The 17,767-nt window shown below is 67.7% G+C and carries 20 protein-coding genes and 1 other annotated feature; of the genes, 13 read left to right on the top strand and 7 right to left on the bottom strand.

The features are described 5' to 3' along the window. Window positions 1-14: 14 nt before the first annotated feature. The 4 genes from narH to NWFMUON74_RS17065 all read left to right on the top strand — a co-directional run bounded on the left by narH (window position 15) and on the right by NWFMUON74_RS17065 (window position 4,868). Window positions 15-1,682, top strand: coding sequence for a nitrate reductase subunit beta (gene narH / locus NWFMUON74_RS17080; protein WP_187688753.1), 1,668 nt, complete (start codon window positions 15-17; stop codon window positions 1,680-1,682). After that, on the top strand, window positions 1,679-2,317 hold the full coding sequence (gene narJ, locus NWFMUON74_RS17075; RefSeq protein ID WP_187688752.1) for a nitrate reductase molybdenum cofactor assembly chaperone: 639 nt from the start codon (window positions 1,679-1,681) through the stop codon (window positions 2,315-2,317). The genes narH and narJ overlap by 4 nt, the downstream gene beginning before the upstream one ends. Beyond that, complete coding sequence (narI, locus tag NWFMUON74_RS17070) at window positions 2,314-3,045, top strand: respiratory nitrate reductase subunit gamma (RefSeq protein WP_187688751.1); 732 nt, start codon at window positions 2,314-2,316, stop codon at window positions 3,043-3,045. Before narJ ends, narI begins: the two co-directional genes overlap by 4 nt. 254 nt (window positions 3,046-3,299) lie before the next feature. After that, entirely contained in the window at window positions 3,300-4,868 is a 1,569-nt protein-coding gene (locus NWFMUON74_RS17065) for an FAD-binding oxidoreductase (RefSeq protein WP_187688750.1), read from the top strand. A 12-nt stretch (window positions 4,869-4,880) separates the two neighbouring features. Here the strand turns inward: NWFMUON74_RS17065 and NWFMUON74_RS17060 are convergent, their stop codons facing one another. Both NWFMUON74_RS17060 and NWFMUON74_RS17055 read right to left on the bottom strand, forming a co-directional pair. Further along, on the bottom strand, window positions 4,881-5,702 hold the full coding sequence (locus NWFMUON74_RS17060; protein ID WP_187688749.1) for an NAD(P)H-binding protein: 822 nt from the start codon (window positions 5,700-5,702) through the stop codon (window positions 4,881-4,883). Window positions 5,703-5,715: 13 nt separating this feature from the next. Beyond that, window positions 5,716-6,348 carry a hypothetical protein gene (locus NWFMUON74_RS17055; protein WP_187688748.1) on the bottom strand — a complete coding sequence of 211 codons (633 nt, stop codon included), beginning with the start codon at window positions 6,346-6,348 and terminating at the stop codon, window positions 5,716-5,718. A 164-nt stretch (window positions 6,349-6,512) separates the two neighbouring features. Here NWFMUON74_RS17055 and NWFMUON74_RS17050 point away from each other — a divergent pair, with 164 nt between their 5' ends. The 5 genes from NWFMUON74_RS17050 (at window position 6,513) to NWFMUON74_RS17025 (ending at window position 11,261) form a co-directional block, all read left to right on the top strand. Beyond that, on the top strand, window positions 6,513-7,235 hold the full coding sequence (locus NWFMUON74_RS17050; protein WP_187688747.1) for a 3-keto-5-aminohexanoate cleavage protein: 723 nt from the start codon (window positions 6,513-6,515) through the stop codon (window positions 7,233-7,235). A 309-nt stretch (window positions 7,236-7,544) separates the two neighbouring features. Next, complete coding sequence (locus NWFMUON74_RS17040; protein WP_187688745.1) at window positions 7,545-8,177, top strand: hypothetical protein; 633 nt, start codon at window positions 7,545-7,547, stop codon at window positions 8,175-8,177. A gap of 190 nt (window positions 8,178-8,367) precedes the next feature. Further along, entirely contained in the window at window positions 8,368-9,225 is an 858-nt protein-coding gene (locus NWFMUON74_RS17035) for a ricin-type beta-trefoil lectin domain protein (RefSeq protein ID WP_187688744.1), read from the top strand. Window positions 9,226-9,434: 209 nt separating this feature from the next. Continuing rightward, window positions 9,435-10,007, top strand: coding sequence for a hypothetical protein (locus NWFMUON74_RS17030; RefSeq protein WP_187688743.1), 573 nt, complete (start codon window positions 9,435-9,437; stop codon window positions 10,005-10,007). Between the two features lie 352 nt (window positions 10,008-10,359). Beyond that, a protein-coding gene (locus NWFMUON74_RS17025) for an IS5 family transposase (RefSeq protein ID WP_232110795.1) occupies window positions 10,360-11,261 on the top strand; the annotation gives its coding sequence in 2 pieces (ribosomal slippage) (window positions 10,360-10,792 and window positions 10,792-11,261; 903 coding nt in all). A gap of 42 nt (window positions 11,262-11,303) precedes the next feature. On the opposite strand, the gene NWFMUON74_RS17020 is transcribed toward NWFMUON74_RS17025, so the two are convergent. Continuing rightward, complete coding sequence (locus NWFMUON74_RS17020; protein WP_187688742.1) at window positions 11,304-11,864, bottom strand: PadR family transcriptional regulator; 561 nt, start codon at window positions 11,862-11,864, stop codon at window positions 11,304-11,306. A gap of 20 nt (window positions 11,865-11,884) precedes the next feature. Next, window positions 11,885-12,271, bottom strand: coding sequence for a VOC family protein (locus tag NWFMUON74_RS17015; RefSeq protein ID WP_187688741.1), 387 nt, complete (start codon window positions 12,269-12,271; stop codon window positions 11,885-11,887). 192 nt (window positions 12,272-12,463) lie between these two features. On the opposite strand from NWFMUON74_RS17015, the gene NWFMUON74_RS17010 reads away from it, so the two are divergent. From NWFMUON74_RS17010 to NWFMUON74_RS16995, 4 genes are all read left to right on the top strand, one after another. After that, window positions 12,464-13,710, top strand: a protein-coding gene (locus NWFMUON74_RS17010; protein ID WP_425300524.1) for an IS3 family transposase whose coding sequence is annotated in 2 segments (ribosomal slippage) — window positions 12,464-12,758 and window positions 12,758-13,710 — 1,248 coding nt in all. Because the reading frame shifts where the segments join, the coding sequence is not laid out codon by codon here. Continuing rightward, window positions 12,745-12,876 (top strand) — a sequence feature (AL1L pseudoknot). (Overlaps the previous gene by 132 nt.) A 98-nt stretch (window positions 13,711-13,808) precedes the next feature. After that, on the top strand, window positions 13,809-14,153 hold the full coding sequence (locus NWFMUON74_RS17005; protein WP_187688740.1) for a hypothetical protein: 345 nt from the start codon (window positions 13,809-13,811) through the stop codon (window positions 14,151-14,153). After that, window positions 14,150-14,623: a MerR family transcriptional regulator gene (locus NWFMUON74_RS17000; protein WP_187688739.1), complete on the top strand. Its 474-nt coding sequence runs from the start codon at window positions 14,150-14,152 to the stop codon at window positions 14,621-14,623. Before NWFMUON74_RS17005 ends, NWFMUON74_RS17000 begins: the two co-directional genes overlap by 4 nt. Then, window positions 14,620-14,955, top strand: a complete 336-nt coding sequence (locus NWFMUON74_RS16995) for a YnfA family protein (protein ID WP_187688738.1) — start codon at window positions 14,620-14,622, stop codon at window positions 14,953-14,955. Before NWFMUON74_RS17000 ends, NWFMUON74_RS16995 begins: the two co-directional genes overlap by 4 nt. A 3-nt stretch (window positions 14,956-14,958) precedes the next feature. On the opposite strand, the gene NWFMUON74_RS16990 is transcribed toward NWFMUON74_RS16995, so the two are convergent. From NWFMUON74_RS16990 to NWFMUON74_RS16980, 3 genes are all read right to left on the bottom strand, one after another. After that, window positions 14,959-15,609, bottom strand: a complete 651-nt coding sequence (locus NWFMUON74_RS16990; protein WP_187688737.1) for a hypothetical protein — start codon at window positions 15,607-15,609, stop codon at window positions 14,959-14,961. A gap of 221 nt (window positions 15,610-15,830) precedes the next feature. Next, a complete protein-coding gene (locus tag NWFMUON74_RS16985; RefSeq protein ID WP_187688736.1) occupies window positions 15,831-16,655 on the bottom strand; it encodes an SAM-dependent methyltransferase in 825 nt (274 codons plus the stop codon). Between the two features lie 99 nt (window positions 16,656-16,754). Further along, window positions 16,755-17,708, bottom strand: coding sequence for a helix-turn-helix transcriptional regulator (locus tag NWFMUON74_RS16980; RefSeq protein ID WP_187688735.1), 954 nt, complete (start codon window positions 17,706-17,708; stop codon window positions 16,755-16,757). Between the last annotated feature and the right edge of the window lie 59 nt (window positions 17,709-17,767).

The following is a 17,767-nucleotide window of genomic DNA, read 5'->3' as shown; positions in this document are numbered from 1 at the left end:
AGGAGGTGCGTGCGATGAAACCCATGGCGCAGCTGGCGATGGTGATGAACCTCGACAAATGCATCGGCTGCCACACCTGCTCGGTGACCTGCAAGCAGACCTGGACCAACCGCGCCGGCGTCGAATACGTCTGGTTCAACAACGTGGAAACTCGTCCGGGACAAGGGTATCCGCGCACCTACGAAGATCAGCGGCGCTGGCGCGGCGGCTGGACGCTGGATCGGCGCGGGCGGCTGCGGCTGCGCGGCGGCGGGCGGTTGCGCAAGCTGCTCACCATCTTCGACAACCCGATCCTGCCCGAACTCGCCGACTACTACGAGCCGTGGACCTACGACTACGACACCCTCACCTCCGCGCCCGTGCAGCGCCACACCCCGGTGGCGCGGCCCAAGTCGCTGCTCACCGGGCAGGACACGAAGGTCACCTGGTCGGCCAACTGGGACGACAACCTCGGCGGCGCACCGGAACTCGCGCGCCGCGACCCGCTGCTGGCCGAGCTCGGCGACAAGGTGCGCTTGGAGTTCGAGCAGACCTTCATGTTCTACCTGCCGCGGATCTGCGAGCACTGCCTCAATCCCTCCTGCGTGGCGTCGTGCCCGTCCGGTGCGATCTACAAGCGCAGCGAGGACGGCATCGTGCTGGTGGATCAGGACCGGTGCCGGGGCTGGCGGATGTGCGTGTCCGGCTGCCCGTACAAGAAGGTGTACTTCAACCACCGCACCGGCAAGGCGGAGAAGTGCACGTTCTGCTTTCCACGCACGGAGGTCGGGTTGCCGACGGTGTGCGCGGAGACCTGCGTGGGACGCCTGCGCTACATCGGGCTCATGCTCTACGACGCCGACAAGGTGCTCGACATCGCGAGCACGCCCGACGAGCACGACCTGTACCCGGCGCAGCGCGACGCCTTCCTCGACCCGAACGACCCCGAGGTGATCGCCGCGTGCGAGCGGGCGGGCATTCCGCGTGACTGGATCCAGGCCGCGCAGCGTTCGCCGGTGTACGCGCTGATCAACACCTACCGGGTGGCCCTGCCGCTGCATCCGGAATACCGCACGGTGCCGATGGTCTGGTACATCCCGCCGCTGTCACCGGTGGTCGATGTGCTGCGCGAGACCGGGCACGACGCGGAGCAGCACGACAATCTGTTCGCCGCCATCGAGGCGCTGCGGATCCCGGTCGAATATCTGGCGGAACTGTTCACCGCCGGGGACATCGCCCCGGTCGAGGCGGTGCTGCGCAGACTCGCCGCCATGCGTAGCTACCTGCGCGACATCAACCTCGGCCGCGAGACCCGCCCGGAGATCGCCGAGCGGGTGGGCATGAGTGCCGAACAGCTCTACGACATGTACCGCCTGCTGGCCCTCGCCAAATACGATGAGCGCTATGTGATCCCGGCCGCGCACGCCGAACAGGCCCGCGGACTGGAGGAGTCGGCCACCGGCTGCAGCCTGGACTACGACGGCGGACCGGGCATGGACGGGTGGGGGCCGTTCGGCGAGAGTTCCGGCGGCACGACACCGGTCGCGGTGGAGAACTTCCGGATGTTGCGCGATCGCCAGACCAGCGACACCGAATCCGCACCGGTCGGCAAGTCCGGCCGCGTCAATCTGCTCAACTGGGACGGCCGCGGCACACCGGAGGGACTGCTGCCACCCAGAACCGGAGGGAGGCACCGCAAATGAACCTCACGACCACGCAGCGCGCCGCCGCCTGGCAGGTGCAGTCGCTGCTGCTCGGCTATCCGGACGAGACCCCTCCGGCGCGGCGCGCTGTGATCGAGCAGGCGGTCGGCGCGCTGCCGACGGCGGTCGCCGCACCGTTGCGGTCGCTGCTGCACCACTTCGACAGCACCGCACCCCTCACGCTGGCAACCGAATACGTCGACACCTTCGACCACCGCAAACGATTCAGCCCCTACCTGACCTACTTCCTGTACGGCGACACCCGCAAGCGCGGGCTGGCGCTGCTGCGGTTCAAACAGGCGTACCGGGCGTCGGGCCTCGTCCTCGACGACACCGAACTGCCCGACCACCTCGCCGTCGTGCTGGAGTTCGCCGCCGCGCACCCCGAAGTGGGGCTCGAGCTGCTGACCGAGTACCGGGTCGCTGTGGAGCTGATGCGGCTCGGCCTGCGCGAGGCCGGGTCGCCGTGGGCGGGCGTGCTCGAATCCGTCGCCGCCACGCTGCCTTCGCTGCCCGGCCGCGACCGCGATGTCCTCGCCCGCCTGATCGCCGAGGGGCCGCCGGGGGAGGAGGTCGGGCTCGAGCCGTTCGCGCCGCCGTCGTACATGCCCGCGCCGATCGGAGGACGACGATGACGGCCACGGATATTCTGCTGTGGGTCGCCGTCCCGTACGCGGCGCTGGGTGTCTGTCTGGTCGGGCACGTGTGGCGGTATCGGTACGACAAGTTCGGCTGGACCACCCGCTCGTCGCAGCTGTACGAGAACCGGCTGTTGCGGCTGGGCAGCCCGCTGTTCCACTACGGGATCGTGCTTGTCGTGCTGGGACACGTACTGGGACTGGTGCTTCCGGAGTCGTGGACCGAGGCGATCGGTGTGAGCGAGAGCGCATATCACGCGATATCGTTCACGCTGGGGACCGTCGCGGGCGTGGCGACCGTGCTGGGTCTGGCGATCCTGATCTACCGGCGGCGCACGGTCGGTCCGGTGTTCTCGGCCACCACCCGCAACGACAAGGTGATGTACCTGCTGCTCGCACTCGGCCTCGCGCTCGGGTTGGGCACCACGCTGTACTACACACTCAGCGGACAGGTGCACGATTACCGGCAGGACGTGTCGCCCTGGTTCCGGTCGATCTTCTACTTCCGGCCCGAACCCGAGCTCATGGCAGGCGCGCCGTTGGGATTCCAGTTGCACGCCCTGGCGGCGTGTGCGCTGTTCGCGTTCTGGCCGTTCAGTCGTCTGGTGCACGTGTGGTCGGCCCCGGTGGCCTACCTGACCAGGCCGTACATCGTGTATCGCAGCCGCGACGAGGCATTGGGCACGCACCGCCCGCCGCGCGGCTGGGAACGCGTGGGGCAGTAGCGATCACGCGGTCGGTGCGGTCGCCGCACCATTGCACGGGCTGCCGACTCGGTGGCCCGCCGGGGCCGGTGGCACGTTGTCGACAGGTTTGTGGTCACGCGAGGCCGGGCAAGCCTTGCGGAGTGGGCCGGGCGGCTGACGCGGTGAGCTGCGCGCCCGGGGTGTGGCGCGGCAGTCGCGGTGAGGGAGCGGTGGTCGGGCGCACGTCTGCCGGAGGTCGTTGCCGGATGGTTGTCGCGCGAAGGGGGCGTTGAATGTCGTTGTCGCGTCGTCGGTTCGTCGGTGGTGTCGCAGTCGGTGGTGTCGCCGCGCTCGCCGGAGCACCGGCAGCGCGTGCGTCGGAACCTCGCGTAGTGCTGCCGGGGGAGTCCGAATACGCCGCGCTGACCCGGCGCGGATACAACCGGCGTTTCGTCGCGCGACCCGACCGGATCTACGTACCGGAAACGACCGATCAGGTCGCCGACGCGGTGGCGCGGTGCCTGCACGGCGGCCTGCGGATCGCGGTCCGGTCCGGCGGGCACTGCTTCGACGGCTTCGTCGACGACCCCGCGACACAGGGGCTGATCGATCTGAGCCCAATGACCGAGATCCGCTGGGACGCAGGGCACCGCGCCTACTCCATCGGCGCGGGAGCGGAACTGGGCGCGGTGTATTCGGCCCTCGCGCGGTGGGGCGTCACCGTGCCCGCGGGCATCTGCAAGGGCGTCGGCGCGGGCGGGCACATCAGCGGCGGCGGATACGGCCCACTGTCGCGGCGACTGGGCCTGGTCGCCGATCACCTGTACGGCGTGGAGGTCGTCACGGTGACGGCGGACGGCACGGTCCGGCCGGTGGTAGCGACCCGGGACGGCCCACATCCGGAACTGTGGTGGGCGCACACCGGCGGTGGCGGCGGCAATTACGGCGTGGTCACTCGATTCCTGCTGCGGTCTCCGGACGGCGGCGAGGAGCCGGAACGGGCACTTCCGCGGCCGCCCGCGGCCATGACGACCGCGCGGCTGGTGCTCCCGGCCACCACCGAGGACTCGTTCGTCCGGTTCCTCGGCAACTACCTGGATTTCCATGCGCGCCACCGTGGTCCGGGCAACCGGTTCGCGGATCTCTACGCGCCGCTGAGCGTGCACCCGCTACCCGCCGCGCACACCGAGATACTCGTCCTGATGAACGCGGACGCCCCGGACGCGTATGCGCGGCTGGCGGAATTCGTCGCGGTCGTCGGCGACGGCGTCCAACCCCGACCGATCCTGCAACCGGCCACCGTCGCGAGCTACCCGGAGACGGTCGAGAGGTCCTACTACGCCAAGGCGCCGGAACCGCCGCGCGTCAAGATCAAGGCCGCGTACCTGCGGCAGCCGTACACGACCGAACAGTTGCGAATCTGCTACCGCCGCATGGCCGATCCGCGCTGCTTCGGCGAATCGGTCCTCGAGTTCCTGCCCTTCGGCGGCGCGATCAACGCCGTCGCACCCGAGGCCACCGCGATGCCGGCGCGCGATTGTTTCATGAAGATGCTCATCCACGCCGCCTGGCGGCTGCCCGCCGACGATGACCGGCAGCTCGCCTGGGCGCGGGACATGTATCGCGACCTCTACACCCGCACGGGCGGCGTGCCGGTCCCCGACGAACGCAACGGCGGTAGCTACATCAACTACCCGGATCCCGACCTCGCCGACCCGCGCTGGAACACGTCCGGCCTGCCCTGGCACGCCTTCTACTACGGCCCGAACTACGCACGGCTGCAGCAGGTGAAGGCGGCATGGGACCCGGGAAACCTGTTCCGCCACCAGCTTTCGGTGGAGTTGCCCGCGGGCGGCGGATGAGGGGTATCGCGCTCAGCGGAACAGGTCGGCGTGCGCGGTGGCCCACTCGGTGAAGGTGCGGGGTGGGCGGCCCGTGACCCTTTCCACGGTGTCGCGGACGATGGATTCGTCGATGGCCCCCTCGACGTAGAAATCGAAGAAGGCGTCCACGTACTCGGGCGGCGTGGTTTGCAGCATTTCGGCCCGGGTCTCCTCGTTGCTGAGTTCGACGCAGGTCAACTCGCGGGACAGCACGCTGCCGAGCACAGCGACCTGGTCGGCGGGCCGCAGTGCCGCGGGCCCGGTGGGCCAGAGGATCTCGCCGTGATGGTGGTCGGTCAGCAACGCGCGTGCGGCGACCGCGGCCAGATCGGCCGGGTCCAGAGCGGCCACGGCGACGGTCGGGAACTGGGCGCGAACCACGTCTCCGGCCCGCAATTGCGGAAGCCAGCGCAGGGCGTTGGACATGAACGCCGACGGACGCAGGATCGTCCAGGCCAGTCCGGAATCGGTGACCTCCTCCTCGGAAGCGGCCATGTAGCGGGTGACGGCGTTGCCGAGATCACCGGTGCCCGCCGAGGTGCCCGACAGCAGCACCACCTGCTCCACCCCCGACTTCGCCGCTGCCGCAACGACTCCCGGATAGCCCGGCAGCACGAATGCCGCCCGCACACCGTCGAACACCGCGCCGAGCGTGTCCGGTGCGGTGAGGTCCCCGGCCACGGCCTCGACCCCGGCGGGCAGCGTGGCGCGCGCCGGATCGCGTACCAGGGCGCGGACCGGCTCACCCGCCCCGGCCAGGGCCGCGACCAACTCGCCGCCGATATTGCCGGTCGCGCCGGTCACCAGATACATGATCGTCCCTTCATTACTGCTGCTGCGGCCATTGTGGGGGAGGCGGCTGATGCTGGGCCGGATAACCGGCGGGCGGCTGTCCGCCCATCGGCGGCTGCGGCCAGGCGTTCGGTGGCTGCTGCGGCCATCCGCCCGCGGCCGGCCGTTGCTGTGCGTCACCGGATGTCGTGGCCAGGATGAGCGCGATGATGGCGACGAGAGCGGTGAGCGTGGCGGGGATCGTCAGCCAGCCGCCGTTGGCCCACAGTCCGCCGAAGCGGCGGGTGCTCCGGTCCAGAGCGGTGAGAATGTAGCCGAAGGATGGGGCGAAGACCATGCCCGCGGCGACCGCGCCGAGCACCCGGCCGGGAAGTACCTTGCCACCGGCGAGGATCAGGACGGCCGCCGCGATGGCCGCGATGACGGCCAGGATGAAAGAGGCGTTACCCCAGAGGAACTCGCCGTAATGAGCGGACAGCCAGATGATCCGCACCGCGTACACCAGCGACGTGAGGAGCAGGAACACGACGGCCAGCACGTCGGCGCCGCTCCGGCCGCCGGGACGCCGCGGCGGACCCGGCTGCCACCCCGGATTCCCCGCCGGCGCGCCCCATCCCGGCCCCGGCGGATTGTTCGGTGGTGGTCCGGGCGGGAACGGCTGGCCCATTACGTCGAACTCCCCTCGCTGTACGGTAACTCGAAGCAGACTATGCGATTGCGGCGTTCGAGGCGGGGTAACGAGATCGGGCCCACCAGCGCCGGCCGAGTTCGCGGCACGCTGGGGCGCTGGATCAGCGGGAATCCAGCGAGGCACCGCGTTACGATCGCGCTGTGCTGCAGGTCTGCCCCAATGGCGCGCGCCGGCGTTCGGAGTGTCCCGGGCTGCCCCTGTCGGCGGCGGAACTTGCCGCCGCGGCCCGTGAGTCCGTCGACGCCGGGGCCGAGGACATCCATCTGCACCCGAAACGTCCCGACGGCCGAGACACGTTGCACGCGAGCATCGTCGCCGACGTGCTCGAGCGGGTGCGCGCCGCGGTGCCGGGCATCCCCGTCGGCGTCACCACCGGCGTCTGGGCCGAGCCGGACCCGCAGCGCCGCGCCGACGCGGTCCGAGGCTGGACGGTGCTGCCCGACCACGCCTCGGTGAACTGGCACGAGCCGGGCGCGGACCTGGTCGCGGCCGCCCTGCTGGACATGGGCGTGGGTATCGAGGCGGGCCTGTTCTCCGGTACCGACGGCGCCGACCGCTTCCGCCGCTCACCCCACGCGCCCCACGTCCTGCGCGTTCTCGCCGAGGTCGTCGACACCGACCCCGACACCGCGCCGGCCGCCGCCCGAGCCCTGCTCGCCCAACTGGGCCCCGAACTCCCCGCCCCCGTCCTCCTGCACGGCGAGAACAACAGCGCCTGGCCGGTCCTGCACCTGGCCGCCCGCTTGGGTCTCGACACCCGCATCGGCCTGGAAGATGTCCTGCACGACCCCGACGGAAACCCGGTGCGCGACAACGCGACCCTGGTTCGAGCGGCCCGAGCGGTGCTCCTCGCCGAGCCCTGATGCCCGCGCCTTCTCCCAAGCATCCGGACCAGCACACAGCCCATTGCAGAACGAGCCCAAGGCTTGCGATGGCGAGAACAAGTCTCAGCGTGGTCATGAGTATGCGGTACACCGCGCGAAGGACAAGCGGTTCTCAGACAACGAGACGTGTGTGGAGGTGGGAGCTTGCCGGATGGTGGTGTGCTGATTCGCAACTCCAATGCCCGTGATGCTGGGACACTGATGTTTACGCGAGCCGAGTTCTCCGCGTGGATCAAGGGGTGCGCCTGCGGGGAGTTCGATGATCTGACGTGAAGGAGGTTGCGGGAGATGGCCGGACGCGTGTTGTCCGTGGCCGAATGTGATCGGCGCTGGCGGGCCTGGACGCCCGCCGAGGTCGCGGAACGGCTGGCGGGTGCTCCGCCGTGCTGGTATGTCGCGGCGGGGTGGGCGCTGGATCTGTTCGTCGGCGGGCTCGGGCGTGCGCACTACGATCTCGAAATCGGTGTTCCGCGTGGACGATTCGCCGAAATCGCCGATGCGTTTCCCGGATACGAGTGGGATGTCGTCGGCGACGGGCACGTCTGGCCGTATCCCGAGGAGGCGGACAACCAGCACCAGACCTGGCTGCGTGAACCGAAGACCGGGAGGTATCACCTGGATGTGTTCCGCGAGCCGCACCGCGACGATCACTGGGTGTGCCGCCGTGACTCCTCGATCACCCTGCCCTTCGACGAGCTGATCCTGCGCACCGCCGACGGCATCCCCTACGCCATCCCGGAAGTAGTCCTTCTCTTCAAGGCTCAAGCCCAGCGCCCCAAGGACGAAACCGACTTCCGCCACACCCTCCCCGCCCTGAACCGAGCCCAGCGCTCCCGCCTATCCGACTGGCTGTCACGAGTCCACCCCGGCCACCCCTGGCTGGCGCCCCTCTCGAGCCACGCACTCGGCAGCCGTCGCTGAGTTCGGCGGGAATCTCGTGTGGCGACGTCGGCGGCGCGGCACACCGCGTCAGCGAAAGACAGCGCCGCACAACGATTTCCACGAAAAAGCGGCGTGCGGCCGGTAGTATCTCACAGGGGTTCGTTCATGCCCGGCAAAGGGATATCCGCAGTCACGGTTGCACAGGTCAGCGCAATGGAGAGGTGGGAGAATGAACCGATTCAAAAAGCTGGTCGCGGCGCTCTGTGCGGCTCCTGTGGTGATTCTGGCGTTGTCCGACCCGTCAGCACAGGCTGATAACTCATGGGCTACCGGCCCTGTCGTGGGCGCGGCTGGGAAATGTATGGCCGTGAGCGGGGGTGGCTCGGCGGATCGTACGCCCATCGTGTTGGCAGACTGTACCGGCGCAGTGAACCAGCAATGGGTGGTTCAGCCTGACGGCTCCCTGACCGTTCTCGGCAAATGTCTCGGCCTTGTCGGCACCGGAACCGGGGGTGGAACCCTGACCCATCTGTATACCTGCAACGCAACGAAAAGACAGCAGTGGAGGACGGACGGATCGAGACTGCGTAACGTGCAGACGGGGAAGTGCCTGGATATCGTGGACGGCTCCACCGATAGCGGTGCCCGCCTGCAGATTTGGGAATGTCACGACGGGGCGAACCAGAAGTGGAGCCTCCCTAGGACCGGTCCTGTCGTCGGGCCCGGCGGCAAGTGCATGGACGTTTACGGGGGCTCGGATGCCGCGGGCACATCGATGGTGTTGTGGCCTTGCCATGGGGGAGCGAACCAGCGATGGACCGTTAACGCGGACGGCACGCTGGAAATCTTCGGTAAATGCCTCGACGTAGAAGGTGGTGCCACGAAGAACGGCACTCGAGTGCAGTTGTGGCCCTGCAATGGAGCAGAAGCGCAGCGGTGGGAAAAAGGCGGCACTGCAACGCGTTCCACGCTGCGCAATCCTCAATCGGGTCGGTGCCTGGACGCCGAGGATGTTGCTGATGGCACCCAGTTGCGGATTTGGAACTGTCACGGGCAGCCGTGGCGGCTTCCGGCCCACATCAAGTAGCACAACTCTACCGAAGACCAGAGCGCAGATTTGCCCGACCGACAGTATCCATTGTTACGGCGAGACTTTCCAGCATGGTTACAGGCGGTCCCGGAGCGCGATGCCAGACACGGAGGATGGAGAACATGAAACCCTGCCCGGCGAGGGTACGGCGGCGCGTACGGCGAGCGGCCCTGATCTCGATCGTCACCCTCGGGATTCTGTCGACTATGACGCCGACAGCCTCTGCTGAGACCATCGAATATGGTGAATCGGACCCGTCCGCGTGGGAAAAATTGGCGGATTGCGAGAACGGTAACGCCAACTGTACATTCACGTCCTCAGGGGTCAGTGAGGTCCTCGAGACGCCAAGAGTGCCGTTCAAGCAGGTGAGTTCACCGACAAAAAATTGCGGTGCGGCCAGCTTGGCGCAGACCATCACATGGAATGACGAGACGAAAACCGAGTACACCTTCGGCGTGGCCGTCGGCCCGAATAATGCGAACCTGGCTTTCGGAGCCTCGACCGAGACCGCACACTCCGCTGGCGGAAGCACTCAGGTGACAGTGGAGCCGGGGACCATTGCCGTCCTCGAACGTGCGCAAATCATGAAGATCTATCAAGGATACTTCGAGACTCGATATACGGACGCTGACCCCCTCGGGGGCCCTGTCCCATCTGCCACCCAATATCGGATCTATACCAGTATTTTCAAAGCCGTCCCGGATGGAACAGACGGTAAGTATTCAACTGTTCAAGCGACGTCCCGCGATCTGAGTGAGGAAGAATGGTCGACCTGCTAGCGGGTTGAGCCACGACACGTCGAACTGTCGGCGTGGAGGTGACGTGCACCAGGCCAGCCGACAGCCCGAGCCTCGGGCGGGAGCCCATCCTGAGTCCGCTGACCTCCGCGGCGACCTCGATGATCGACCGCTCGTCGGTCGCGACTCGGCGGACCCGGGGGCGGGGAACCGTTGCCCTTCCAGCCGGACAGGACTGAGGGCGTCGGCTAGGGCTTGTATCGAAGTAGGTGCTGGCTGGCACCGCTGCGCGGTGCCAGCCAGTGGCGGAAGGCGTTGCCCGCGTTGGCATATAGGTGAGGTCTCCGGTATTCGGGTTAGCGACCAAACAAACCTGAATAGTGCCGGAGACCTCGTGGCCACAGTAGCGGTGACGGGGCGAGCGGATCTGACCGATGCCCAGTGGGCACGGCTGGAGCCGTTGTTGCCTCGCGGGAAGAAGGCTGGACGTCCGCCGACGTGGACGAGACGGCAGATCATCGACGGGATCCGGTGGCGCACGCGAGTGGGGGCGCCGTGGCGGGACGTTCCGGTCGAGTACGGTTCGTGGCCTGCGGTGTACGGATTGTTCCGGCGTTGGCAACGGGCCGGAGTGTGGGTATTGATCCTGAAGTTGCTACAGGCATTCGCCGACGCGGCCGGGCAGATCGTGTGGCAGGTGAGTGTGGACTCCACGATCGCCAGGGCTCATCAGCACGCGGCTGGAGCACGCCGAGACGGTGATCGGCAGGCAGAGCCGCCCGGCGGAATCGCAAGCGAGCCGACCGATCACGGACTGGGCCGGTCCAGGGCGGCTGGACGACCAAGCTGCATCTGGCCTGCGAGCGAGGCTGCCGACTGCTGTCGGTGCTGATCACGCCCGGTCAAGCTGGAGACAACCCGCAGATGGTGGCGGTGCTGGACGCGATCGCCGTGCCCAAACCCGGCGGTGGCCGACCCCGGATACGACCGGATCGGGTACTGGCCGACAAGGCCTATTCCAGTCGCAGCAACCGGGAATGGTTGCGGCACCGCGGCATCGCAGTCACTATTCCCGTTCCGGCCGACCAAGCCGCGCACCGCCGCAACCGCGGCCGCACCGGCGGCCGTCCACCCGCGTTCGACCCCGTGATCTACCGCGACCGCAACGCGGTCGAACGGGGCATCAACCAGCTCAAACAACACCGTGCCGTCGCCACGAGATACGACAAGCTCGCTGTCCGCTACCTGGCCACCGTCCACATCGCCGCCATCAACCAATGGCTACGACACCAGTGAGGGCGGGCCAACCGGCCCGCCCTCACCACTTCGATACAAGCCCTAGTCGTCGGCCATCCGGAAGGCGCCGCCTTCGAGTCGCTGGATCAGGCGTCGGGTCCAAGACGCGCGGCTGTCGGCGGTGTCCAGCCACAGGCCGATGACCTCGCCGACCGGGCCCCAGGTTTCCAGATCGGTGTCCGGAGGTAGGTGGGTGGTGATGCTGGCACGCCATTTGCCCAGTTCTCGTGCGCGATCCCGGAGTAACGCAATGGCTTCGGCGCGGGGCAGGTCGTCGATGAACCCGACGGCCGCGGCCAGCAGGTCCAACCGGGGGTCGTGGCTGGCGAGGGCGGAGTGCAGCAGCTCGCGATACGCCTGTTCGCCGGGCGCCGTCAGCTCGTACTCCATGCGAGGTGGGCCGCCCGCCTCGCTCGGCGTGGTGTCGTGCACGTGCAGCAACTCGTCCTTGGTCAGCGACTTCAGGGCGTGATAGACCGAACCCGAAGTGGCTCTTGCCCATTCGTGCGCGCCCCAGGACTCCAGATCCGCGCGCACCTGGTAGCCGTGCGCGCGGCCGCGACGGCGGATCGCGCCGAGTACGAGCAGTCGAATCGCCGTCACGGGGAGCCTCCAATTCGGTCTCAGGCGGGTGCGGTGACCCACCACAGTGTGCCGAACGGGTCGACGAAGCCACCCATCCGGCTGCCGTCGTCCTGGATCCCGACCGCCATGGCCGACCGCGCCCCGGCATTGACAGCCCGGTCGTGGGCGCTTTCGGGGTCGGGCACGGTGGTCCACAGCTGAACGTGCGCCGGCTCGGTGGGGGTGGGCAGACAACGCCCACCGTCCGGGCCCGAGTCGGCGAAGAACAACGAGTTCGCGCCGATCCGCGCCTCCGCGTGAATCACCCGTTTCGGATCTGCGGCCAGCGGGACCATAGTCGGCACTTCGGCCTCGAAGATCCGCTCCAGGAATTCACGGAAGACGTGCGCGTCATCGACCATCACATAGGGCGTCACGGAGGACATCCGATCTCCTAACTAGCCAAATTTGCTTACTCGCCGAGCCTAACCCAAGTAGCCAAATTGGCTAGCTACGGATCGGAACTCGGGACTGTCGGCGGCAGGGTTGGCAAGCGATAGTTCGTCACTTGGGGTGGCGGATCTGAACCGTCCTGGACTGGTTGGAGACTCCCGATTTAGCAAGGGAGACTGTCAGTCATGGGTGCACCACGGAAGTTCGACGAGGAGACTCGTGCGCGAGCGGTGAGGATGTACCAGGACCGGATCCGTGAGCACGGTGAGTCGATGGCGGCCGCGCGCCGGCATGTGGGCGCGTTGCTGGATATCAAGCCGGCGACGTTGCGGAACTGGGTCGAGAAGGCCGAGCAACCGGCTGCTGCTCCGGCTCCGGTGACCGTGTCGGAGTCCGAGGAGTTGAAGGTGCTGCGCCGCGAGGTGGCCGAATTGCGAAGGGCCAACGATATTTTGCGGACTGCGAGTGCGTTTTTCGCGGCGGCGGAGGTCGACCGCCGACTGCGGTGATCGTCGACTACATCGACGCTCACCGGGACCGGTTCGGGGTCGACCCGATCTGCCGCGTGCTCACCGAGCACGGGGTCAAGATCGCCCCGTCCACCTACTACGCCGCGCGCAAACGCGGCATCAGCGCTGCGGTCTGGTCCGACGCGCATGCGGCCAGCGTGTTGTTCGACCTGTGGACGGCCAACCGGCGCGTCTATGGGGTGCGCAAGCTCTGGCACGCGGCCTGCCGCGCCGGTCACGATCTCGGCCGCGACCAGGTTGCGCGCCTGATGCGGCTGGCCGGTCTCGACGGCATCGTGCGTGGGCGGCGCACGACAGTCACCACCGAACGAGACCGCGACCAGCCTGCACGGTATCCGGATTTGATCGGGCGGGCCTGGTCGCAACCGGCACGGCCGGATCAGTGGTGGGTCGCCGATTTCACCTACTGCTGGACGGTTTCCGGGTTCTGCTACACCGCGTTCTGTGTCGACGTGTACTCACGCCGCATCCTCGGATGGCGGGTGATGACCAGTAAGACAACACCTTTGGTGACATCGGTGCTCGAACAGGCATTATTCACCCGTCGCAGAACTGATTTCCGTTTCACTGCAACAGGTTTGGTGCATCACTCCGACGCCGGTAGTCAATACACATCGCTGGCTTTCACCGAAACACTGCGTGACTCCGAGATCGCCGGATCCATTGGCAGCGTTGGGGATGCCCTCGATAATGCCCTGATGGAATCGGCGATCGGGCTCTACAAGACCGAGCTGATCGACCGGCATCCGGCCTTCACCGGCCGGGCCGAACTCGAACGGGAAACGGCCTCCTGGGTGCACTGGTACAACACCCAGCGCCTCCACTCGTCGATCGGCTACCTGCCGCCGGTCGAATACGAACACCTCTACCATCAACAGAGCATCTCAGCCGAGGTGGCCTGAACCCGAGTCTCCACCGGATCCAGGACGGTTCAGATCCGTCACCGGGTGGGACATGCGGGGTTGCATCCTGTACGTGGGTACAGGCTTATCGTCGGATCATGACGATTTCACCAGCTCAGGGTGACTGGGCGCCTTCGGCGTGCACTCTGCCCACCGTGGAGCAGGCGAACCGGGTCGCCGAGTTCGACCAGTTCTTCACCACCTCCGTGCGTGCCACCCGCAGGCCCGATCCGGCGCGGCTGGAAGTGGTCGCGGACCCGGGCGCGGAAACCCTGGCGCGGGATCTGGCTGGGCGTGAGAGCAGTTGCTGTTCGTTCTTCGCCTTCGACTTCACCGTCACCGCCGAGGGTGTGGTGATGGGTGTCGGGGTTCCGCCGACCTACATCGAGGTGCTCGATGCCTTCGCCGCGCGCATCCAGGCTGCTATAGGGGCGGGCCGGTGACCGGTTTGCGCACCGGCGAGCTGGCCGCCGCGGCCGGAGTGAACACCCAGACCCTGCGCTACTACGAACGCCGCGGCCTGCTCGCCGAGCCGGACCGCACGCTGGGCGGGCACCGGGTGTATCCGCAGGACGCGGTGACGGTGCTGCGGGTGATCAAGGCCGCCCAACGGCTCGGGTTCAGCCTCGACGAGGTCGCCGCCCTGCTCGAAGGCACTCGGGTCGGGTCGCGGCGGCGTGCGGATGGCCTGCGGGCGCGGGCGAGGGTCAAGCTGGCCGAGGTCGACGCCAAGCTCGCCGAGCTCAGCGCGGTCCGCGATACCCTCGCTGCGGCGCTGGCGGCCGGGTGCGAGGATCTGCTGGTGTGCAGCGAATCGGATTGCTGCCCTGTCCCTTTCGACATGTCTGCGGCCACCGCCAAGGTGGCGTCGACCGGTGCTGCCGGATCCGACATTCGGGATCTGCGCTCGTGACCGTCGTGCGTTCGATCCTGCTGTTCGCGATTGCCGCTGTCGCCGAGATCGGCGGGGCCTGGCTGGTGTGGCAGGGCGTGCGCGAACACAAGGGGTGGGCCTGGATCGGCACCGGTGTCGTCGCCCTGGGCCTCTACGGTTTCGTCGCCACTCTGCAGCCGGATGCGCATTTCGGGCGCATCCTGGCCGCCTACGGCGGAGTGTTCGTGGCCGGATCGCTGCTGTGGGGGATGGCGCTGGACGGGTTCCGACCCGACCGCTGGGACGTCATCGGCGCGCTGATCTGCCTTGTCGGGGTTGCGGTCATCATGTACGCGCCCCGCAGCGGCTGACGGCTAGTACACCTCGCCGAGGGCGTGGTCGTGCGCTGCAACGCTCGCGCTGGTGAAACAGAACCAATACCAGTTGCCGCTGAGGTGATGGGATGCGCTTGTCTCGGGCTGGTGGCCGGAAAGATCGGCGAAGCCACTTCCCATCGAGCAATAGGACCCCATAGGTCCGGTTCGGAAGTAGATGCCGTCGTCGAGGCGTTCGACACCGCGAATGCGATACAGGCCGAGGCGATCACCTTCGAATGTCCGTGGATCGGCCCCGGCATTCACCTGCTGTGCCACGTCTTCGAAGGCATGCGCCGAGAGCTGCCAGCGCAGCGTCATCGGCAGATCTGCGCGCCATGAAATGGCCGTGAGCGCGATTATCAGCACGGGAGCAGCCAGGGAGCCGAGTTCAGGTACTCGAAGCCGCCGGGATCGGACTGCCAGGATCAGGTACGTGATTGCAACGGTCCACACCACGATCACCACGAATGCCGCCCCGAGGACTTGCGACGGAGACAACGACATCAGCTCGGTGCCGGCCGGTTTGCTCGCCGGGACGAGTATCCCAAGGCAGGCCACGACGGTGCAGAGGAGCAGAAGATGCCTGCGAAACCGCGACCGCAGACGTCGGCGCCCCGGTCGGCTTTCCTCGGTGTGGGCCATGCTCATGCCGGGAGCCTAAACCCAGTCCGCGATCCTGGGTGTCAGCGAGTCGCCGCCGGCGAAAGCTGGCACCGCGCCGTCACGACCAGCGACTGCCGTCGGCGCGGCTACCCGCCGTGTACATCCGGTCGACATCAGCCACGGGGACACAGACATCCCGGCACTGCGCCACGGATCGTGATCGGGCGTGGATGATGGTGTGCGCACCGGTGATCGTGGGGTTCAGGCTACTTCTTGCGGGCGAGGGCGCAGGAGATCAGGTGCTCCCAGATGGTCAGCTCGCGTTCGGTGACGCCGATCGTTTCGACGCCCGCGGCGGGCGCGGCGGGGCGCCACCGGGCGCAGAAGGTCAAGCCGGGCTCGAGGACCTCCAAGTCGTCGCCGAACAGGGCGAGGATCTCGTCGTCGGTGCGCCACCGGCCGCGGCCGAAGGTCTCCTGCAGTTTGCTCTCGGCGACCTGGGTCTCCTCGTTGTTGCCCGACCGGAAGTGCGAGATGTAGACCTCGCTGCCCGACGGCACCCGATCCACCCACCACTGCACCAGCTCGCGCGGGTCCTCGTCGTCGTTGAGGTGGTGCAGGATCGCGCTGAAGACGACACCGACCGGCTGATCGAAATCGATCAACCGCCGCACGTCGGGGTGCTGCCGGATCTTCTCGGGCTCGCGCAGGTCGGCCTGGATCACCGTGGTGTTGTCGTCGGTCTCGAGCAGCGCCCTCCCGTGCGCCAGTACGATGGGGTCGTTGTCGATGTAGGCGACCCGCGCGTCGGGCGCGTGGTCCTGCGCCACCTGGTGCACATTGTCGGCGGTGGGCAGCCCGCTGCCCATATCGACGAACTGCCGGATGCCGTCGCGCGCCATGTCGCCCACGGCCCGGATGAGAGCCTGCCGGTTGGCGTAGGCGATCGCCACCGAGCCGGGCAGATCGTTGATGAAGTAGTCGCCGATCTTGCGGTCGACCTCGTAATTGTCGCGACCGCCGAGCAGGTAGTCGTACACGCGAGCGATGCTCGGTTTCGACTGGTCCACACCCGTGAAACTCTCGGTCATCCGGCTCACCCCTGTCGTCCCGCTGTCGACTGCATCGTAGGAGACACGGCGGTCCCGGGGCACACCCTTCCCGAATCCCGTTGCCTGCCAACGTAACTGTCAGTCGGGCACGGCGGCTCGGCAGCGATCGCCCAGCGCGCGAACGGCTTCGGCGAGTTCGGGCGGCCCGGTGACGGTGAAGTCGACATCCAGCGAGGTGATCATCCACGTCAGCGACCATGGTGTATCGGCGCCGAGATGCAGCAGGCAGGACGTGTCGTCCACAGCCTCGAGCAGACCCATACCCGGCCAGATCCGGTCGGCGAGTTCGTCGGCCGACCGATGCAGGACGACCGTCGCCCGCCAGGCCCACGCCTCGGCCGACAGCCGCCCGGCCAGATAGGTGACGACATCGCCGCCGGGCGGCTCCCGCGGCGTGAATCGCGGCCCGGTCGGGATCTTGGGCCGCAGCCGGTCGATCCGGAACGAACGCCAGTCGCTCCGCCCGACGTCCCACGCGACCAGGTACCAGTGCCTGCTGAAGTTGACCACCGCGACCGGCTCGGTGTCCCGAACCGATTGTCGCCCTTCGTGATCGGCGTAGTCGAAGCGAAGCCGCTCGTGCCGGTCACACGCCTCCGACAGCGCGATCAACACCTCGGGATCGACCCGCGGCGCGGCCCCGGCCACCCGCACGACGGACCGCTGCAGCGCGGCGAGCCGATGCCGCAACCGCGACGGCAGCAGTTGCTCCAGTTTGGCCAGCGACCGCAGCGACGCCTGCTCGATCCCCGCGACCGTCCCGCCGGCCACCGTCCGCAGCCCGACCACGACAGCCAGCGCCTCCTCGTCATCGAGCAGCAACGGCGGTAGCGCCGACCCCGCGCCGAGCCGATAACCCGCGGTGCCGCGTTCGGCGTGCACCGGATAGCCGAGTTCCCGCAGCCGCTCGATGTCGCGCCGCACGGTACGGACGCCGACCCCGAGTTGCTCGGCCAGCTCCGCCCCGGACCGGCTCCGATGTTCCTGCAGCAGCGACAGCAGCCGCAGCAGCCGCGCGGAGGTCTCCAACATGGTGCCCAGCATGCCGCACGCTTAGGCCCGCTTTCGGCCTAATCGGCCCATAGCGTTGC

It is taken from the genome of Nocardia wallacei (genome assembly GCF_014466955.1).
Taxonomy (GTDB): Bacteria; Actinomycetota; Actinomycetes; order Mycobacteriales; family Mycobacteriaceae; genus Nocardia; species Nocardia wallacei.
The sequence above is the reverse complement of the archived record's forward strand: the minus strand, read 5'-3'. Positions and strand labels throughout refer to the sequence as shown.